This window comes from Ruminococcus sp. 1001713B170207_170306_F1, assembly GCF_015668065.1.
Taxonomy (GTDB): Bacteria; Bacillota; Clostridia; order Lachnospirales; family Lachnospiraceae; genus Blautia_A; species Blautia_A faecis.
In genome coordinates this window covers 48,055-65,786 of record NZ_JADPEX010000027.1, presented here as the reverse complement: position 1 = coordinate 65,786, position 17,732 = coordinate 48,055, and the positions used below count along the sequence as shown (strand labels likewise).

Genomic DNA, 17,732 nt, shown 5'->3' with positions numbered 1-17,732 from the left:
ATCAATATAACAAGCCCCAGCAAAAAGCCGGGGCTAATACTTCAATTATTTTAGGACATTTTCAAAAACGCTTGACAGCAATTTTTTCATATTTTATAAACATTTATTAAAATTGATTTCCTCTAACGTAAAAAATCTGCCTGTGAATTTTCTCATCACAGACAGATCTCACATTCATTATATTAATTTACTTACTGCTCTTTTTCATAAAGAAATTCTTCCGGTAAAGTAACATGAAAGTCTTTGGCTACTGCACGGAAATCGTCAGGGGTAATGGTCTGAAGCTTACGCGGTGCCATGGACATTACCTTCACCAGAATTTCCGCTGATTTCTCTACTGTATGGAGAAGCCCAAAGGTCAGATCAAAGTCCTCGCCGGAGCAAAACATTCCATGATGTGCCCAGATAACAACATCATATTTCTTCATCAACTCAGCTGTTTTTACTGCAATTTCTCTTCCGCCTGGTACCATCCAGCCTACAACACCTACACCGTCTGGAAAAACAACCGGGCATTCTGTTGCAGACTCCCAAAGCTCTCTTGTAAATACTTTGTCATCCAATGGAAGGACAAAGGTTAATGCGATGGTGTTGGTTGTATGCGCGTGATAAATAACACGATGTCTGCCGTTTGTAAGCTTCTTTTTTACCTCATGATTCATAAGGTGGGTTGGAAGCTCGCTGGTTGGGCGGCCGCCTTCTACCAGTCCCCAGCGGATCCTGTAATTAACACCTTTATCATCCAGTTCAATGATTGCAAGACAGGCTTCCGGGTCAACTGCTATGTTTCTGAAATATTTGCCGCTTCCGGTTACCAGGAAAAACTCTCCTGCAAGTCCCGGCACCTCTGTGCCGATAGGCTGCCACTCGCCTGGTGCATTCAGACGGGGACGGATCATTTCTACTTCTTCTGCTTTCAGACGATAGCTTAAGTTTCCACCGTTTCTCTCATGCCAGCCCTGCTGGAAACCATCGTCCGCCATTTTGATAAAGCCCTTCATAAATTTGGAATCTAAAATCTTCATACCATCTTCTCCTCTTCTATTTTTCGTATCGCCAACTGACGTTTCCTAATAGGAAAAACAATTGTCAGCTGATCGCAATTATGGTCTCAAGGCGTGTTTGTGAGCCCTTTCTTATGAGACCATACGAATACGCTGCGTCCGTTCTTTTTCTTCTTACAGGTATCCGGTATGCTTTTGTTTGCTCTTCTTGTTTACAGACTCAGTATAACACCAATTCTCATTTTGGAAAGAACCTTACTTGCCAAATTGTTTTCCGCTTTTTGCAAATAAGGACCCAAAATAAAAATTTCTGTTTCCAGAGCTTGTTTGAGAAAGGCTTTCTGCAATCTGCACGCCCCACTTTGCGGGAGATTTTGCAAACAGGCTCTAGTTTTCTTTTTTTCCAATAAAATAGTAAAAAAATATAATTCTAAATTTTTTTGAAAAAATTAAAAAAAGTTGTTGACAATTTGCGACAGTTAATAGTATAATAGCAAAGCGAGCTGCGGAAGAGAAGATACTTCACAGTTTGTATATGGGGTCTTAGCTCAGCTGGGAGAGCATCTGCCTTACAAGCAGAGGGTCACAGGTTCGAGCCCTGTAGGCCCCATACTTATGAAATGAATATGGCGAGATAGCTCAGTTGGCTAGAGCACGCGGTTCATACCCGCGGTGTCGAGGGTTCGAATCCCCCTCTCGCTACTTTGCTGATAGTCTTTTATACGCACAGACTTTTCAGCAAAAGTTTTTAATTGAATATGGCGAGATAGCTCAGTTGGCTAGAGCACGCGGTTCATACCCGCGGTGTCGAGGGTTCGAATCCCCCTCTCGCTACTTTGCTGATAGTCTTTTATACGCACAGACTTTTCAGCAAAAGTTTTTAATTGAATATGGCGAGATAGCTCAGTTGGCTAGAGCACGCGGTTCATACCCGCGGTGTCGAGGGTTCGAATCCCCCTCTCGCTATTATAGATGTTGCAGATTGCAGCATCTATTTTTTTTATCTATCAGCGAAGCGGACCTGGAATGTCCGCTTCGCTACTTGCTCATGAACGCAGTCGCTTCGCGATCTGTCAGTGGGAGTTTTCAAGTCAAACGCCATAAAACTTGGCATGTATTTTTTCCAGTTAATAATTTTTAAAGGAGTAACTGCATGAATATTGACCCATCTATCCGTAAACTTCTTGATAATGAAGCTACCATCCACGAAGCTCAGATCCGCGCTTTGTTCCAGACTCTTGACCGCAAATTTGGTCTTCGGGGGGCTTCTGTACCTATCCGCTTTGGTTACGATGAAGCTGTACTTGGCTCTTATACCCCGGCTTCTGCCCACGAAAAAGAAAGCTTCTATTTTTCCCTTCTGTTTATTGGTTATGCCGTAAAGAAGCCTCTTTCCAAAGAGGATCGCCTGGATCTTTATAAGCACGAATACGCCCATTATATGCAATACAATATGAAAATACCGGCGCAGTACAACTGGCAGGCCGGGAAGCACGGGAGCGCCTGGAAATACTGCTGTTCTCTTGTGGGCGCCGCGCCTACTCCTTATTACAGAATCGGAGAAAGCCTTCTGAAGCACAATTATGACAAAGCTCTGAAAAATCCTATTCACGACAAGACAGTTCCCATCCGGGACACCTACCGCCGTGAACAGGCCTACAAAAGCGCCAAACATAGCGAAATAAAATTCCAGGTAAACGATGTGGTAACTCATCCCAAATTTGGGGAAGGTACTGTAGAGGAAATCGTACAACTGTCCAATTCCGTCAGACTGCATATCCGGTTTGCAGATGATGAGGTAAAAAAGATTGACCAGAAATGGCTGCTACGGTCTGGTCATAAATAGTTATATTTTTACAAAACCCAATAAACTTATCATATAAAAGGAGTAAAAAGCCATGAAAAAAAATCATCATCTACACCGGCAGATTCACCTCTGCCTCATCATTTTACTGCTTCTGTTTTGCAGTTCAAGCCAGGTATTTGCCGCAGCAAGGGTAAATGTGAAAAATACCAGGATTAAATTATCAGCCACAAAGCTCACTTATAATAAAAAGGTACAGCGTCCAAAAGTAAGAGTAACTTATAAAGGAAAAGTCTTGAAGGAAAAGAAAAACTATATTGTAAAGTACTCTAAAGGCTGCAAAAAAGTAGGAACTTACACGGTTCAGATTATTGGAAAAGGCACTTATACCGGCACTGCTAAAAAACAGTTTGTTATTTTACCGCCGAAAGCCCAGATAATGAATATCTATGCAAAAACAGCAGCTGCAACTGTAGTAGTAAAAAGACAAACCTCCCAGACCAGTGGTTACCAGCTGCGCTATGCCACTAATTCAAAACTAAAAAATGCAAAAACTATAACAGTCAAAGGTAACAAAAACAACACAATTTTTCTCAATGGCCTCCGTGCCGGGACTACATATTATATGCAAACCCGCACTTACATGACCGTTAAAGGAAAAAAATACTATTCCAAATGGTCTTCTACAGGCCATTGCACAACAAACAGAGAGACAAACAGTACCCACCAAAGTGCAACCCCTACACCTACACCAACGCCTACATCCACACCGGTTCCTACACCCACACCGATTCCCAAAGCTGATCTGCCTGCACACGACCAAAAAGAAAATGCACCAGCTAAATATACATATGAAATTTACGGTCTGGACAAACAGAAGGCAGATATTTACACCGATTGTCTCAAACCTCTTTTTATAAAGACAGACAATCCGGATCCGAACTCTTTTTCCTTGATTTTTAATGGAAATGACTCGCGGACCAGCGCATACAGAAGTGGTTCATCTCGTTTCTTTGATGATATTCCTTTAGAAAACAATGACTCAGAAACTACTTCATTAAAGAAAGTAAAAGGCGGTTATATCAAATACGTGAAATTTTTCGAAGCAGGAACCTACACTGTAGAATTCAGGGAATATTCATTATCAGGTTATACGGTTGCAAATACAGTGACATTAAATGTTCTGGATTATGATCAGGCAGAAAACGCATGGCTGATTGACATTATTAACAAAACTACAACTGCTGATATGACTCCTTTTGAAAAGATGGACGCTATAAGTGCCTACCTCAGAGAACCAGGCCGCTTTAAATATTTAACCAGATATAACGATCATACAGTCGATCTGGCAGCAGATCCCAATGAGCCATTTTTTGTAACTTACCGTTGGAACTCTAGCACATCACCGTCAGTTCTCGGTGAGTTCGCTGAATTAGTCGGTGGATTTGATGATATTCATTATTGCTTTGGTGATTATCCGGTTGGCTCTCCATCATGGTCCATATGGCATTATGTGGTAAAGCTTACTATAGGAAATGAGACGCGAAACTACGCCGTTTGCCCAATGGGCTCAACCGGCAACATTGAAGAAATCAAAATGATTGATTTTTCCGATCTGAGCAATATGCGAAAGTTCGGATAATCTTAATTTAACAAATCAAATAAGTCCCCATCCCACTGTTTTAATTGCAAAAAACAGTGAATGGGGACTTTTTTCGATTATTCTATTTCTTAAGCTTCATTTTTACCGGCTCATACGTGGTATTCGTTTCATAGTCATATCCCCGTATTCCGATTTCGTCGGCAAGGTCCGTTTTCTGATAGCTTCTCTGGAAGGTGGCTTCTTTTCCAACCTCTGCCACCTCTGAACCACCGCCAAGGTCGGAAAGCTGCCACAGATTTCCATTCAGATCCATTACGTCAAGGGAAATACTGTCGCACTCTTCTAAGAAGATGCAATGGATTGTGACGTAATCGCCCACTTCTGTTTCTTCTATATCTGCGGACAGGATCTTTACTTTTCCATCTGCGGTTATCCCTTCACCATCCACAGGCACATAAGTCACGCTTTTTCCCTGGCTCTTATCTTCCAGCTGGAAAGTAATGTTTGTACGCATCACATCATCAACGCACTTAGCATCCGGAAGCGTGGCTGTTCCAATGCAGGAAACGGTAAGATCCTTGCTCTCCTTTGTCTTTACTGCGGAAGAATAGAAATCTACTACATCGTCTTCCAGATTTCGATAATCTACCACTGCTGTTTCAATTCCAAGATCCGAATTGAAATCAAAGCTGACTCCTGTCTTTACAATGATCAGCCCTTTTTCCGCAGCATATTCTCCTATTGTCTTGTCACTTTCAATTCCAAGATTTCTTACAGGATCCTCATTCATGGCATCTTGTCCTGCCAGAAGATACTTACCTCTTTCTTTCGCTGTGACTTCCACCACCACCTGGACACTGTTCTTATCGCAAAGAGCTTCCTTCACAGTGTAAGTGAGAATGGAATCACCCTCTTCCTGCTGCACCGGATCTTTTTCAATCAGCCCCTCGGCTTCTTCCGGCATCTTATTTCCAGCTTCCTGGAAAAAGCCGGAAATTCCTATATACTTCTCTGCTGCAAAAACAGTGGCACCAAATGCCATCACTGCCGCAAATGTCAGGATTAAACTGCGCTTCCAGTTTTTCCGTGTACCAATTTTTCCCATTCTGTCAGTGCCATTTATTACTTTTCCCGTTTTTTCTTCTTTCTGATACCCTCTATCGGACTCTGCCGAATTCTCTATCATTTCCAATGTCTCATCTACACGCCTGCGCACACATTCCGGCACTTCTGTTTCTTCTGAAAAAACATCAAACAATTTATCATCCATGAATATATCCTCCTTCATACTCTGCACGAAGCTGTTTTCTGGCTCTGGAGAGCCTTGTAAGCACTGTATTCTGGCTGATTTCCAGAAGAGCGGCAATTTCCTTTACACTAAGGGATTTGCTGTAATACAAAAGCATCACCACCTGGTACTTCTCTTCCAGGGATGCCAGGATTTCCTTCCACTCACAATCTACATAGCCTGATTCCTCGAAGATTCCCTCTTCCATTTCCATCGTAGGAAAAACACGGCCTTTATGCCGAAGCATTTCATTGCAGTTATTGATCAGAATCCGAATCATCCAGGTTTTGAAGTAAGAATCCTTTTTTAAAGTGGAAAGCTTCTCATAACACTTTAAAATCGTTTCCTGTATGGCATCTGCCACATCTTCGTCATTCTTCAGATAGGCCCAGGCTACTTTATACATGCTCTGGGTATTCATCCGGATGAGCTGTGCAAATGCACCGGAATCTCCGGATTTTGCCTTTTTCACCAAATTTTCCATAAGGTTTTTCGCTCCTTTTTGTGTTCTGCAGTACACGAAATATGTTGCTGTATTTCCTTTTACATACATTAGATGGAAAAGGCAGGGAGAATATTTCATCCATAATAGAAAAAGCTGGCATTTGTAATTTCTACGCTTACAAATGCCAGCTCCCATAATCCTATTTACTTATTTAAAATACTCAACACCGGACTCAAAGATCTGAATATCCTGCTGTCCATAGATGTTGATTGCAACGCCATTGTCGCGACGCTCGCTATGAGCCATCTTACCGAGAACACGTCCATCCGGGCTTGTGATACCCTCGATATTGTATGTAGATCCGTTGATATTGGATTCTTCGGACTGATCCAGCTCTCCATTTGGATTTACGTACTGGGTAGCCACCTGACCGTTTGCAAGGAGCTTAGCAAGCCATTCATCGTTTGCTACGAAGCGTCCCTCACCGTGGGAAGCCGGGTTGCAGTATACACCGCCAAGTGTGGCCTTCTGCAGCCATGGAGACTTGTTGCTTACAACCTTTGTGTAAACCATCTTGGAAATATGACGTCCGATGGTGTTATAGGTAAGTGTAGGAGAATCCTCTTTCTGTCCGCAGATCTCGCCGTATGGAACAAGTCCCAGCTTGATCAGCGCCTGGAATCCGTTACAGATACCAAGTGCAAGACCATCTCTCTCATTTAACAGCTTCATAACTGCCTCTTTGATCTTTGCATTCTGAAAAGCAGTTGCAAAGAATTTCGCAGAACCATCCGGCTCATCACCAGCGGAGAAGCCGCCTGGGAACATGATCATCTGTGCCTGATCAATGGATTTCTCAAAGATTTCCACAGAATCACGGATATCCTCTGCACTTAAGTTCTTAAATACCTTAACGTCAACCTCAGCTCCGGCTCTCTCGAATGCCTTTGTACTGTCGTACTCACAGTTTGTTCCTGGGAATACAGGAATGAATACGCGAGGTTTTGCTACTTTATGCTTGCAGACATAAATATTCTTTGTATTATAAATACCATTCTCATAGGTTGCTTCCGGATCTGCTGTCTTTACAGCCATGGCAACTGGTCCATCGTTTTCTTCACCAGAGGTTGTCTTAAAGACCTTCTCCAGAGTGCCTGTCCATGCCTTGTAAGCCTCATCTACTGTGAGCTCAGCATTTCCATATGAGAATTTACCATTATCTGTTACTTCACCGATTACTGTGTAAGTAATGGAAAGCTGACCAACCTTTTCAGCCGGAACTTCCAGAACCAGATCGCCGAAGCCTGGTGCAAAGAAGTCTCTTGGATCCAGGTTATGCTCAATCTTCACACCCATTGCATTTCCAAATGCCATCTTGCTGACAGCTGCCGCAATACCGTGACGGTCAAGTGCATAAGCGGAAACCACTTTGCCTGCCTGCATGTCATTGTGTAATTTCTCGTACTGATCCATAATTGCTGCATAGTCTGGTAAATCGTACTGATCTTTCGGAGCACGAAGCCATACCAGCTTGTTTCCAGCCTTCTTCAGCTCTGGTGTGATCACATCCTGAAGCTTAGCAACGTCTACAGCGAAGGATACCAGTGTAGGCGGAACATCAATGTCATTAAAGGTTCCGGACATACTGTCCTTACCACCGATAGACGGAAGGCCGAAGCCCATCTGTGCTGCATAGGCACCAAGAAGTGCTGCAAATGGCTGGCTCCATCTCTTTGGATCCTCTGTCATACGACGGAAGTATTCCTGGAAGGTGAAACGGATCTTCTTATAATCACCGCCTGCTGCCACGATTCTTGCAACAGATTCTGTCACTGCATAAGCAGCTCCGTGATATGGGCTCCAGGAAGATAAGTATGGATCAAATCCATAGCTCATCATGGTTACTGTATTGGTAGTTCCATTCTGTACCGGTACCTTGGCAACCATTGCCTGAGTCTCTGTAAGCTGATTTTTCCCTCCATAAGGCATCAGAACGCTTCCTGCACCAATGGAGCTGTCAAACATCTCTACAAGGCCCTTCTGGGAGCATACATTTAAGTCTGCCAGTGTGGAGAGCCATTTTTCTCTCACATCGGCTACGTCCGGACGCTCTTCAAAAAGGTTGCCCTCTTTATTCGGAATTTCAACTTCTACAGTTGTCTCCTGATGTGCACCGTTGGTATCAAGGAATGCACGGGAAATATTTACAACCTCTTTTCCTCTCCAGGAAAGCACCAGTCTTGGCTCTTTTGTTACAACTGCAACCGGAACTGCTTCCAGGTTCTCTTCGTTAGCAAAGCCAAGGAATTTCTCTACGTCTTCCGGAGCAACAACTACTGCCATACGTTCCTGGGACTCGGAAATTGCGATCTCAGTACCGTCAAGACCTGCATATTTTTTCGGAACTTTGTCAAGGTCGATCTGAAGACCAGGTGCCAGCTCTCCGATTGCTACGGATACACCGCCTGCACCGAAGTCGTTGCATTTCTTAATGATATAGCTGACTTCCTCACGACGGAACATACGCTGGATCTTACGCTCTGTAGGTGCATTTCCTTTCTGTACCTCAGCGCCGCAGACCTCGATAGAAGCCTCTGTATGTACCTTGGAGGAACCGGTAGCACCACCGATACCGTCACGTCCGGTACGTCCGCCAAGAAGGATGATGATATCTCCCGGATCAGAGTTCTCACGGATAACTGCACGTCTTGGAGCAGCACCCATAACTGCACCGATCTCCATACGTTTTGCAACGTAATTCGGATGATAGATTTCTTTTACATAACCGGTAGCAAGACCGATCTGGTTGCCGTAGGAGCTGTAGCCGTGGGCTGCGCCACGAACCAATTTCTTCTGCGGAAGCTTGCCCTTCAGAGTCTCTTTTACAGAAACAGTAGGATCTGCTGCTCCTGTTACACGCATTGCCTGGTATACATAAGTACGTCCGGAAAGCGGGTCACGGATTGCACCGCCAAGGCAGGTAGCTGCACCACCAAATGGCTCGATCTCTGTCGGATGGTTGTGTGTCTCATTCTTAAAGTTGATCAGCCATTCCTCTTCTTTTCCATTTACATCAACCGGCACTACAATACTGCAGGCATTGATCTCGTCGGACTCTTCCTGATCCTGAAGCTTGCCTTCGGATTTCAGTTTCTTCATAGCCATAAGAGCAAGATCCATCAGGCAGACGAATTTGTCGTCCCGTCCCTTATAAAGGACTTCTCTGTCGGAAAGATATCTGTTATAGGTATCAACGATAGGAGTTTTATAATCACCTTCGTCAAATTTCACCTGTGTAAGCTCAGTGGAGAATGTGGTATGACGGCAATGATCAGACCAGTATGTATCCAGAACACGGATCTCGGTCATGGATGGATCACGTTTCTCCTCGTTCTTAAAATAGTTCTGAATATGAAGGAAATCCTTGAATGTCATAGCAAGGTTCAGGGAGCTGTAAAGCTCCTTTAATGGTGCTTCTTCCATATCACGGAAGCCATCAAAGATCTTGACATCTTCCGGATCTTTGAACTCTGTAACCAGTGTCTCCGGCTTCTGAAGGCCTGTCTCACGGGAATCTACAGGGTTAATGCAGTGATTCTTGATTGCCTCGAATTCTTCCTCTGTAATGTCACCTTCGATCACATAGGTAGTGGCAGAGCGGATGATCGGCTGTGCATTTTCATCCAGGAACTGCACGCACTGAACAGCAGAATCTGCTCTCTGGTCAAACTGGCCAGGAAGGAATTCTACAGAAAAAATATGTGCGCCATCTGCTGCCTCGAATTTCTCCAGGTAAAGATCATCTACCGGAGGCTCGGCAAACACGGTATGGCATGCTTTCTCAAATACATCATCAGAAATATTCTCTACGTCATAGCGGATCAGAACCCGCACAGCTGTTACAGTCTTAATGCCCAGATAAGAGCTGATCTCATTCTTCAGTTCTTTGGCTTTTACGGCAAAGGATGGTTTCTTTTCTACGTATACTCGTCTTACGTTACTCATTGGAAAACTCCTTTCGTGAATGTGAAATCGTAGTGTGGTGTGCTTTTTCATTTTGAAAAAATTGGATGACTGCGCAAAACTGCATCCATTCTTGCACATTTTCGTTTATTATAGTATCATAGGTTTTGTCATAAGTAAAATTAATATATCTTATATTTTTTATTACTATTACTTCTATATGTAAATAAACATGGCTCATCAGTCAAAGGAGAGTTTGAGTTACTGTTCACTGACAATATTCCGCGAGGTTTTTTTGTGAACAAAGTTCACAGAAAACCCGAGAATTGCAGCGCGAAATCATGCGAATGCATGATTTCTGTGCATCGCGAAGCGTGTTACTGGTCACGGAGTGGACAGTAACGAGTTTGATTTTGGAGGATTTATATATGGATATCAATCTTGAATTATACAAATGCTTTTACTACGTTGCCACCACCTTAAGCTTCTCTGAAGCCTCCCGCCAGCTGTTCATTTCCCAGTCTGCAGTAAGCCAGGGAATCAAGACTCTGGAAAAAAAGCTGGGACGGGAACTGTTTTTCCGAAGCACCAAGAAGGTTTCCCTTACCCCTGAGGGAGAAATACTTTTCCAGCATGTCAAACCGGCCCTGGAAATGCTTTCCCAGGGGGAGGCACAGCTTCTTGAGGAAGACAGACTTCAGGGGCAGCTGCGGATCGGGGCAAGCGATACCATCTGCCGGTACTTTCTGATTGACTACCTGAAGCGATTTCATCAGGATTATCCGGGAGTGCGGATCAAGGTCACAAACAGCACCTCCATGGGCTGCGTGGAGCTTCTGGAAAACCGTCAGGTGGACCTGATCGTAAGCAATCTTCCCAATTCCCGGCTTACCGCACACACAAAAGTACAGGTGGTAAAAGAATTTCGGGATATTTTTGTTGCCAATCCGGACTTCTTTCCACTTGAAGGAAAAGCCCTGGAAATAAAGAAGCTGATGGAATATCCTCTTCTCACCCTTTCGTCCAAAAGCACAACAAGTGAATATCTTCATCAGTTTTTTGCATCCCACAGACAGAATCTGATTCCGGAGGTTGAGCTTAACAGCAATGATCTGCTCATTGATCTGGCACGCATTGGTCTTGGAATTGCCTGTGTTCCGGATTACATGCTGGCTTCTTTGCGGGGACAGGAAACCTCTCTGATAGAGGTCAGCCTGAAGCAGCAGCTTCCCCCCAGACACTTAGCCCTTGTATATCACGAAAGCCTTCCTTTATCCCAGGCTGCCCAGAAGTTTTTTGACTATTTTTCATCAAAAAGCACAAAAACTACTTCTTTTTAGCATATTTTGATAGCTAAATATTACCATATCATGTACAATGTAGATGTATAAAAAAACAATGGGAGGTATTAAATTTTATGGATCTTTCAACTTTGGTAAAAATGTCAAACACTTACGGAAGCAATCCAGCTTACGTTCTTGCAGGCGGTGGAAATACTTCTGTCAAAGATGAAACCACACTGTATGTAAAGGGCTCCGGTACACAGCTTGCCACCATTAAGGCAGAGGAATTCGTTGAGATGAGCCGCGCCCGTCTCAATGAGATCATGAAAACAGAGTATCCGGGAAATGACACTGAGCGTGAAGCTGCCTATCTTGCAGATGTAATGGCGGCAGTAACAGATGCAGATAAGACCAAGCGTCCAAGCGTGGAAGCATTACTCCACAATTTATTTGCATATACCTATGTACTGCATGTTCATCCTACTCTTGTAAACGGTCTGACCTGCGGCAATGGCGCAAAGGCACTTTCCGAACAGCTACTTGGTAAAGAGGTTCTCTGGATCGACATCTGTAAACCAGGATACACACTTGCACGTATCTGTTATGAGAAAATGAACACTTACAAAGAAGAATTTGGAAAAGATGTGCAGGTTCTTCTGCTTCAGAATCACGGTATTTTCGTAGCTGCAAATACCGTAGAAGAAATTGGTGTTTTATTTGATGGCGTAATTTCCACCCTTGAAAAACAGGTAAAACGAACAGCTGACGTCAGTGATGCTGTTACTCCTGAAAAAGAGGCTGCTGCACAGAAGCTTTCCCAGCTGCTCGGACATGCTGTAGAGGTTGTACCGGCTGCTGAAGCAGATAATTTTGTAAAAAATAAAGAAGCTGCCGCACCGCTTCTGAAGCCATTCACCCCTGATCACATTGTATATTGCGGTCCATATCCTTTATTTGTTGAAAACATTGATCAGGCAAAAGAAGCACTGACTGCGTTTATGACTGAAAATGATAAAGAACCAAGACTGATCCTGGTTCAGGGCGTTGGTGCATTTATTATGGAAGATGACAAGGGGAATGCTGCCAAGGCTCAGCTTCTTGCTAAGGATGCCATCAAGCTTGCTGTCTATGCAGAAAGCTTCGGCGGTCCGCTTCAGATGACAGATGAGATCACTTATTTCATTACCCATTGGGAAGCAGAAGCTTACCGCAGTAAGAAATAAAGAAAAGAAAAAGATTCTGGTAAAAACAGGATGTTACAATCTTGTTTTTACACAGAATCTTTTTTTGCAAATTATATGCCACAATTTGTGTGATTTTCTATAGTGTTCTCAGCCTCTTACTGTGGCAGAACCCCATCTGCTGCTTCAATATACGGATTATCGATCTCATCAAAGGCGCCCTCGTCAACCTTGGCTGCATAAGCCGGGTCGATTGGCATTTTGCCAAGAACCGGAACATTCAGGGATGCGGCAATCTCATCAATGTGGCTTTCGCCAAATACTTTCAGTTCTTTGCCACAGTCTGGACATTTCACATAGCTGTAGTTCTCTACAAGGCCCAGAACCGGCACCTTCATCATTCCAGCCATATTGTATGCCTTCTTCACGATCATGCTTACAAGATCCTGTGGAGAGGTTACGATCACGATTCCCTGAATCGGAAGGGACTGGAATACAGTCAGCGGAACGTCTCCTGTTCCTGGTGGCATATCTACGAACAGGTAATCTACATCACCCCAGATAACATCTGTCCAGAACTGTTTTACCATGTTGCCAAGAATCGGTCCCCGCCAGATTACCGGAGTGTCCTCAGTTGGAAGAAGCAGGTTAATGGACATAACCTTGATTCCGTTTTTGGTCTCCATAGGGAAAATACCGCTGTCGTTTGCCTGGGCAGCACCTTTCAGGCCGTACATTTTCGGAATGGATGGTCCGGTAATGTCTGCGTCAAGGATTCCTACTTTATAGCCTTTCTTTGCCATTCTGTTTGCAAGAGATGCTGTCACGAAGGATTTTCCAACGCCGCCTTTACCACTTACAATACCGATCACATGCTTTACATTGGACATTGCATTCATTGCAGCCTGCATGCTCTGCGGATTTTTCTTGCTGGCACAGCCTTCACAGCTTGATTTGTCGCAAGTCTTGCTGTCACATTCTTTTGCCATTTTTATCTATCTCCTTTTTCCTTATTTATTTCATAAACCTGTCAATTGCACGTTCCAGTTCCTTGATGGCGTCCTTGTCTCCATGCTCTACCGCATCCACAATACAGTGTTCAATGTGATCCTGTAAAATAATCTTGCCTGTATTATTAATAGCAGATTTCACTGCGGAAAGCTGGATCAGCACTTCGCTGCAGTCCCGGCCGTCTTCCACCATACGTTTGATGGATTCCAGGTGCCCGATTGCACGGGAAAGCCGGTTCAGTACAGCCTTGGTCTGTGCATGACTGTGGTGATGTCCGTGTTCTCCATGGGAATGCATGACAGTGGTGCCATCTTCCAGAACATGGGTATGCATATGCTCTTCCTCGCCTTCATGCAGGTGGTTCTCTAAATGTTCTTCTATCATGTCATCCTCCTGTATTTGCCAACCATTTCGCATATCCAACAGTGTTCTGTGGATGGTTTCTGACTGGTGTAATTCTTTTGAAGCACGTCCGTTTATTATAACATACTTCCCTTAAATATGCACTATTTCTGATGATTGTATTAAAAAATATGCCTTAGAGCCTGTTTGAAAAATCATTCCCGCAATCTGCACGCCCCACTTTGCGGTATATTTTGTCTGAATTCGGTTGCCGTAGCCCGCTACGGCGCCCTCATCCGGACAAAATCTCCCACAAATTGTGACGCACATCTTGCGGAAAGCCTTTTTCAAACATGCTCTAAGGTCGTTGTTGTAAGCAGTAGCTTAAAATCCGCTTCGTGACCTGCAGCTTATATTTCCGTAAAGGAACATCTCTGTTTGATCTGGGAGGTCTGGATGTCAAATATGATGGTGCCATCTTCCAGAACCGTCTTCTCATAGGTTACTTCTTTTCCCTTAAATTTATTCTTTACATATTCTTCCGGGTCTTCTATCTCCACCTCATCTACAAACACATCCCGCATCTGATTCCTGGGGCATTTGTTGAAAATTTCCCAGATTACTTCATACTCTTTCATATTCTCACCTGCTCTTTTTTGTAAAACTATCTGCTCCTTTGTCATCTCCCGCATTTGCATTACTGTTTATCCGGCTGACTGCAGATGTTTTTCACAATAAAGCTAATCCTTTTTCCATAAATTAATTTCATTATAGATATTTTGTACTTTTTTGTCAAAAATAATTGAACTTCTTCAGAGAATGTCGTATCATAGAAATACTAAAATCGAAACGACATGAAGCGAAAAGGAGATATAGCCATGCAGCTTTTAAAAGAACGTATTCTGAAAGATGGCGTTGTGAAACCAGGCAATATATTAAAGGTAGACAGTTTCCTGAACCACCAGATGGACATTGACCTGATCAATGAGATTGGTAAGGAGTTTAAGGCGCGTTTCTCAGACTGCCCCATCACCAAGATCCTCACTATTGAAGCTTCCGGTATTGGCATTGCCTGTATTGCAGCACAGTATTTTCATGTTCCTGTAGTATTTGCCAAGAAATCCCAGAGTGTAAACCTGGACGGCGAGATGTACTGCACCAAGATTGAATCCTTTACCCATAAGAAGGTTTATGATGTTATTATTTCCAAGAAGTTCCTTAGTCCGGAGGATCACGTACTTCTTATTGATGATTTCCTTGCAAATGGCTGTGCTCTTCTCGGACTGATCGATATTGTAAAGAAATCCGGAGCTACTCTTGAAGGTGCCGGAATCGTAATTGAGAAGGGCTTCCAGCACGGCGGACAGCAGATCCGCGATATGGGTGTCCGTCTGGAATCTCTGGCTATCATTGATTCCATGACAGATGATTCCCTGACCTTCCGCGATTAATTTTTAGGAGCAAAAATACCAGTAATCACCAAACGATTACTGGTATTTTCATTTTACTTACGTATTTTCATTTTACTTCCGTTTTATGCTTTTCCACTACTCTGCAGCTTGCTATTGCTCTCCTGGTTTTCTCCATCCTTTACAGCCGGAACTTCTTCTGTGCTCACTTCAGGCTCATCCTTTGGAATTACCTGGCTCTTTTTCTCAGGCTCACCACCTTCCGGTGTAAGACTCGCCTCCGGCGTCACTGTCACTTCCGGTGTCGGACTTACTTCCTCGGGAACAGGCATAGGAGAGGCTTCCGGCGCGATCATTTCTGCCAGATAGAATCCATTATCCACAAGAATCTGATAATTATCCTTATCGATCAGCTTTCCATCACAGGTAACCGTTCCAATGATCTTCACACCATTATCATACTGGGAATAATTATTGATATCAACGTCATCCCCATTCAGGTAGGTTTCCACCAGCTTCGTCAGGGCTTCTGCCAGATCCCGGCGATCCAACATGACTGTAAAACCGATTTTTTCTTCTGCCACACTTTTAACAGCATCTGCATCTGCATTTACACCTGTGATCAGAGGCCAGTTCTCATCACCAGGCTGGAGCTGCTCTTTTTCCAGAAGCTCCAGAGCTGCCAGAGCAAAATCATCAGAAGCAGTGCAGATAATATCCGGAGTTTTCTCCAGAGAATAAAATTCGTCTATCTCAGATTTCAGCTGCTTCTTCGCAGTATCTGTATTCTGATCCATAATGCTGGTTTCATCAAAAGTCACACGGCCGGAACGGCAGATCAGGGTACCATCGTCAATATACTCCTGCAGAACCTCCATTATTCCGTTAAACAGGAATAACGAGGCGTCATCATCCGGAGAGCCCATAAGAAACTCTATGGTACGGGCACCTCTGTCTTCCCGGACTTTATCCAGTTCTTCTTTCTCTACAATATTTTTGGCAATCTCTTTTCCAATCGCCCGCATATTAAAAGTGACAAAGTATTTCACGTTTGGCGTATCCATGATCAGATTGTCATAGTCAATCACCGGAATTGAGAGCTCAGAAGCCTCTTCCAGTACATCTGTAAGACCATATGGATCAACAGGTGAAATTACCAGTGCTTTCAGTTTCCCATCCTGAAGAAGCTCCCTGATCTGTTCTGCCTGGGTGTCAGAATCGTCCCCGGCAAAATACATAGCAGCTTCATAACCTGCCTCTTCCAGACGTGATTTCAGTTCTGTACGCTCCAGACTGCTGTTGATATCCTCTCCCTCTTCCGGAAGCAGAACCCCCACCTTATCAAGATTTTCCTCCGGGGCTTCCGTTGTCTCACTTTCTTCTGAATTTTCATCACTTTTATCACTGTCCTGTTTATCGGACTTTCTATTCGTATCCTTTTTGCTGTCAGCGTCCTTCGTGTCTCCAGTGCCCTCATTTTCGTCCTCAACGCTCTCTTTTACAGCCTCGGTGGCTTCATTTTTACCACAGCCTGTGAGAAAAGCACTGCACACCAGAAGTCCGGTAAGAAGTCCTGCAATTTGCTTTTTCATAAAAATTCCTTTCTATGTAACTTCATATCATTCTCTATTTTCAAGCTTTTTCAAATAGTATTCTTACTTATATTCTTTCAGGATTCCCTTCAGATAATCACGGTAAGCCTGAACTGACTTCTTAGGCTTCATAAGGATTACATCTTTCCCCATGCCTGTAAGCCATCCGTAAAACTCAGAGGTCTCATCCACCTGCACTGCAGCAACGAAAGTATCCTCTTCTTTCTCCTTGTACTGGGCATAATTTCCAAGTGCTGCCATGACTTCTTTCTTTTTCTTATTTCTGCAAAGAAGCTTCACCGGTTTATCCTCCTCAGAATCTGACGGTGGAAGCAGCCAGGAATTTTTCGCTTTTTTATGAGCCTCGCTGGAAAATACACTCCCCTCAGTCTCTGCTCCAACACTATTTGGAGCAAAGTTTTGCGGATTTGCACCATTCTTTTCGGTAATAGCTGCACTTACGCTTTCTGCGGCTGCCTCTCCGGCAACATAATATCCGGTATACTTTCCTCTTTTAAACTTAATGTCCATGCCAAAGCTTCTCAGCACTTCCATATCGTCATAAATACTTTTTCGCTCAGCACTGACTCCGTTTTCCTGAAGTTTTCCGATAATTTCCTGCATAGTGCACGGATGTGTTTCACTGGTCTCTCTCAATATTTTTTCAAGATAAAGGATTTTCCCTTTTTGATTGATTCCTTTTGCCATATCGTTCCCCTTATTTTTATCTGTACATATCAGAGCATGTTTGAAAAAGGCTCTCTGCAAGGCAGGAATGATTTTCAAACAGGCTTTGGAGCTTGTTTG

The 17,732-nt window shown here is 43.7% G+C and carries 16 protein-coding genes and 4 tRNA genes; 10 read left to right on the top strand and 10 right to left on the bottom strand.

The window, feature by feature from the left end:
* Positions 1-191: 191 nt before the first annotated feature.
* Positions 192-1,025: a rhamnulose-1-phosphate aldolase gene (gene rhaD, locus I4V84_RS15485; RefSeq protein WP_118578371.1), complete on the bottom strand. Its 834-nt coding sequence runs from the start codon at positions 1,023-1,025 to the stop codon at positions 192-194.
* Positions 1,026-1,541: 516 nt separating this feature from the next.
* Here rhaD and I4V84_RS15480 point away from each other — a divergent pair.
* The 6 genes from I4V84_RS15480 to I4V84_RS15455 all read left to right on the top strand — a co-directional run bounded on the left by I4V84_RS15480 (position 1,542) and on the right by I4V84_RS15455 (position 4,450).
* A tRNA-Val gene (locus I4V84_RS15480) sits at positions 1,542-1,614 on the top strand.
* A gap of 18 nt (positions 1,615-1,632) precedes the next feature.
* Positions 1,633-1,706 (top strand) — tRNA-Met (locus I4V84_RS15475).
* 58 nt (positions 1,707-1,764) lie between these two features.
* Positions 1,765-1,838 (top strand) — tRNA-Met (locus I4V84_RS15470).
* 58 nt (positions 1,839-1,896) lie between these two features.
* Positions 1,897-1,970: transfer RNA gene (locus I4V84_RS15465), tRNA-Met, on the top strand.
* Positions 1,971-2,157: 187 nt separating this feature from the next.
* Positions 2,158-2,850: a hypothetical protein gene (locus I4V84_RS15460; RefSeq protein ID WP_195992822.1), complete on the top strand. Its 693-nt coding sequence runs from the start codon at positions 2,158-2,160 to the stop codon at positions 2,848-2,850.
* A gap of 52 nt (positions 2,851-2,902) precedes the next feature.
* On the top strand, positions 2,903-4,450 hold the full coding sequence (locus tag I4V84_RS15455) for a hypothetical protein (protein WP_195992820.1): 1,548 nt from the start codon (positions 2,903-2,905) through the stop codon (positions 4,448-4,450).
* A gap of 82 nt (positions 4,451-4,532) precedes the next feature.
* Here the strand turns inward: I4V84_RS15455 and I4V84_RS15450 are convergent, their stop codons facing one another.
* The 3 genes from I4V84_RS15450 to I4V84_RS15440 all read right to left on the bottom strand — a co-directional run bounded on the left by I4V84_RS15450 (position 4,533) and on the right by I4V84_RS15440 (position 10,149).
* Positions 4,533-5,681, bottom strand: coding sequence for a hypothetical protein (locus I4V84_RS15450; protein ID WP_195992818.1), 1,149 nt, complete (start codon positions 5,679-5,681; stop codon positions 4,533-4,535).
* Positions 5,674-6,183: a sigma-70 family RNA polymerase sigma factor gene (locus tag I4V84_RS15445; RefSeq protein ID WP_118581320.1), complete on the bottom strand. Its 510-nt coding sequence runs from the start codon at positions 6,181-6,183 to the stop codon at positions 5,674-5,676. Before I4V84_RS15445 ends, I4V84_RS15450 begins: the two co-directional genes overlap by 8 nt.
* A 168-nt stretch (positions 6,184-6,351) precedes the next feature.
* Positions 6,352-10,149, bottom strand: a complete 3,798-nt coding sequence (locus tag I4V84_RS15440) for a phosphoribosylformylglycinamidine synthase (protein WP_195992816.1) — start codon at positions 10,147-10,149, stop codon at positions 6,352-6,354.
* A gap of 386 nt (positions 10,150-10,535) precedes the next feature.
* Here I4V84_RS15440 and I4V84_RS15435 point away from each other — a divergent pair, with 386 nt between their 5' ends.
* Both I4V84_RS15435 and I4V84_RS15430 read left to right on the top strand, forming a co-directional pair.
* On the top strand, positions 10,536-11,447 hold the full coding sequence (locus tag I4V84_RS15435; protein ID WP_195992814.1) for a LysR family transcriptional regulator: 912 nt from the start codon (positions 10,536-10,538) through the stop codon (positions 11,445-11,447).
* A gap of 77 nt (positions 11,448-11,524) precedes the next feature.
* Complete coding sequence (locus I4V84_RS15430; protein WP_195992812.1) at positions 11,525-12,613, top strand: class II aldolase/adducin family protein; 1,089 nt, start codon at positions 11,525-11,527, stop codon at positions 12,611-12,613.
* A gap of 116 nt (positions 12,614-12,729) precedes the next feature.
* Here the strand turns inward: I4V84_RS15430 and I4V84_RS15425 are convergent, their stop codons facing one another.
* The 3 genes from I4V84_RS15425 to I4V84_RS20850 all read right to left on the bottom strand — a co-directional run bounded on the left by I4V84_RS15425 (position 12,730) and on the right by I4V84_RS20850 (position 14,242).
* Entirely contained in the window at positions 12,730-13,560 is an 831-nt protein-coding gene (locus I4V84_RS15425; RefSeq protein ID WP_118581151.1) for an Mrp/NBP35 family ATP-binding protein, read from the bottom strand.
* Positions 13,561-13,585: 25 nt separating this feature from the next.
* Complete coding sequence (locus I4V84_RS15420) at positions 13,586-13,915, bottom strand: metal-sensing transcriptional repressor (RefSeq protein ID WP_118581323.1); 330 nt, start codon at positions 13,913-13,915, stop codon at positions 13,586-13,588.
* 162 nt (positions 13,916-14,077) lie between these two features.
* Complete coding sequence (locus tag I4V84_RS20850; protein ID WP_308768419.1) at positions 14,078-14,242, bottom strand: DUF6783 domain-containing protein; 165 nt, start codon at positions 14,240-14,242, stop codon at positions 14,078-14,080.
* Here I4V84_RS20850 and I4V84_RS20845 point away from each other — a divergent pair.
* A complete protein-coding gene (locus tag I4V84_RS20845; protein WP_308768418.1) occupies positions 14,174-14,326 on the top strand; it encodes a DUF6783 domain-containing protein in 153 nt (50 codons plus the stop codon). The two genes, I4V84_RS20850 and I4V84_RS20845, sit on opposite strands and share 69 nt — an antisense overlap.
* 8 nt (positions 14,327-14,334) lie before the next feature.
* On the opposite strand, the gene I4V84_RS15415 is transcribed toward I4V84_RS20845, so the two are convergent.
* Positions 14,335-14,562 carry a hypothetical protein gene (locus I4V84_RS15415; protein WP_118581326.1) on the bottom strand — a complete coding sequence of 76 codons (228 nt, stop codon included), beginning with the start codon at positions 14,560-14,562 and terminating at the stop codon, positions 14,335-14,337.
* 240 nt (positions 14,563-14,802) lie between these two features.
* Here I4V84_RS15415 and I4V84_RS15410 point away from each other — a divergent pair, with 240 nt between their 5' ends.
* Complete coding sequence (locus I4V84_RS15410) at positions 14,803-15,375, top strand: xanthine phosphoribosyltransferase (RefSeq protein ID WP_118581157.1); 573 nt, start codon at positions 14,803-14,805, stop codon at positions 15,373-15,375.
* An 83-nt stretch (positions 15,376-15,458) separates the two neighbouring features.
* On the opposite strand, the gene I4V84_RS15405 is transcribed toward I4V84_RS15410, so the two are convergent.
* Both I4V84_RS15405 and I4V84_RS15400 read right to left on the bottom strand, forming a co-directional pair.
* Positions 15,459-16,925, bottom strand: a complete 1,467-nt coding sequence (locus tag I4V84_RS15405) for a substrate-binding domain-containing protein (RefSeq protein ID WP_195992810.1) — start codon at positions 16,923-16,925, stop codon at positions 15,459-15,461.
* A 63-nt stretch (positions 16,926-16,988) separates the two neighbouring features.
* The gene (locus I4V84_RS15400) at positions 16,989-17,633 is read right to left on the bottom strand and encodes a WYL domain-containing protein (RefSeq protein ID WP_195992807.1); all 645 of its coding nucleotides are present in this window, start codon (positions 17,631-17,633) and stop codon (positions 16,989-16,991) included.
* Between the last annotated feature and the right edge of the window lie 99 nt (positions 17,634-17,732).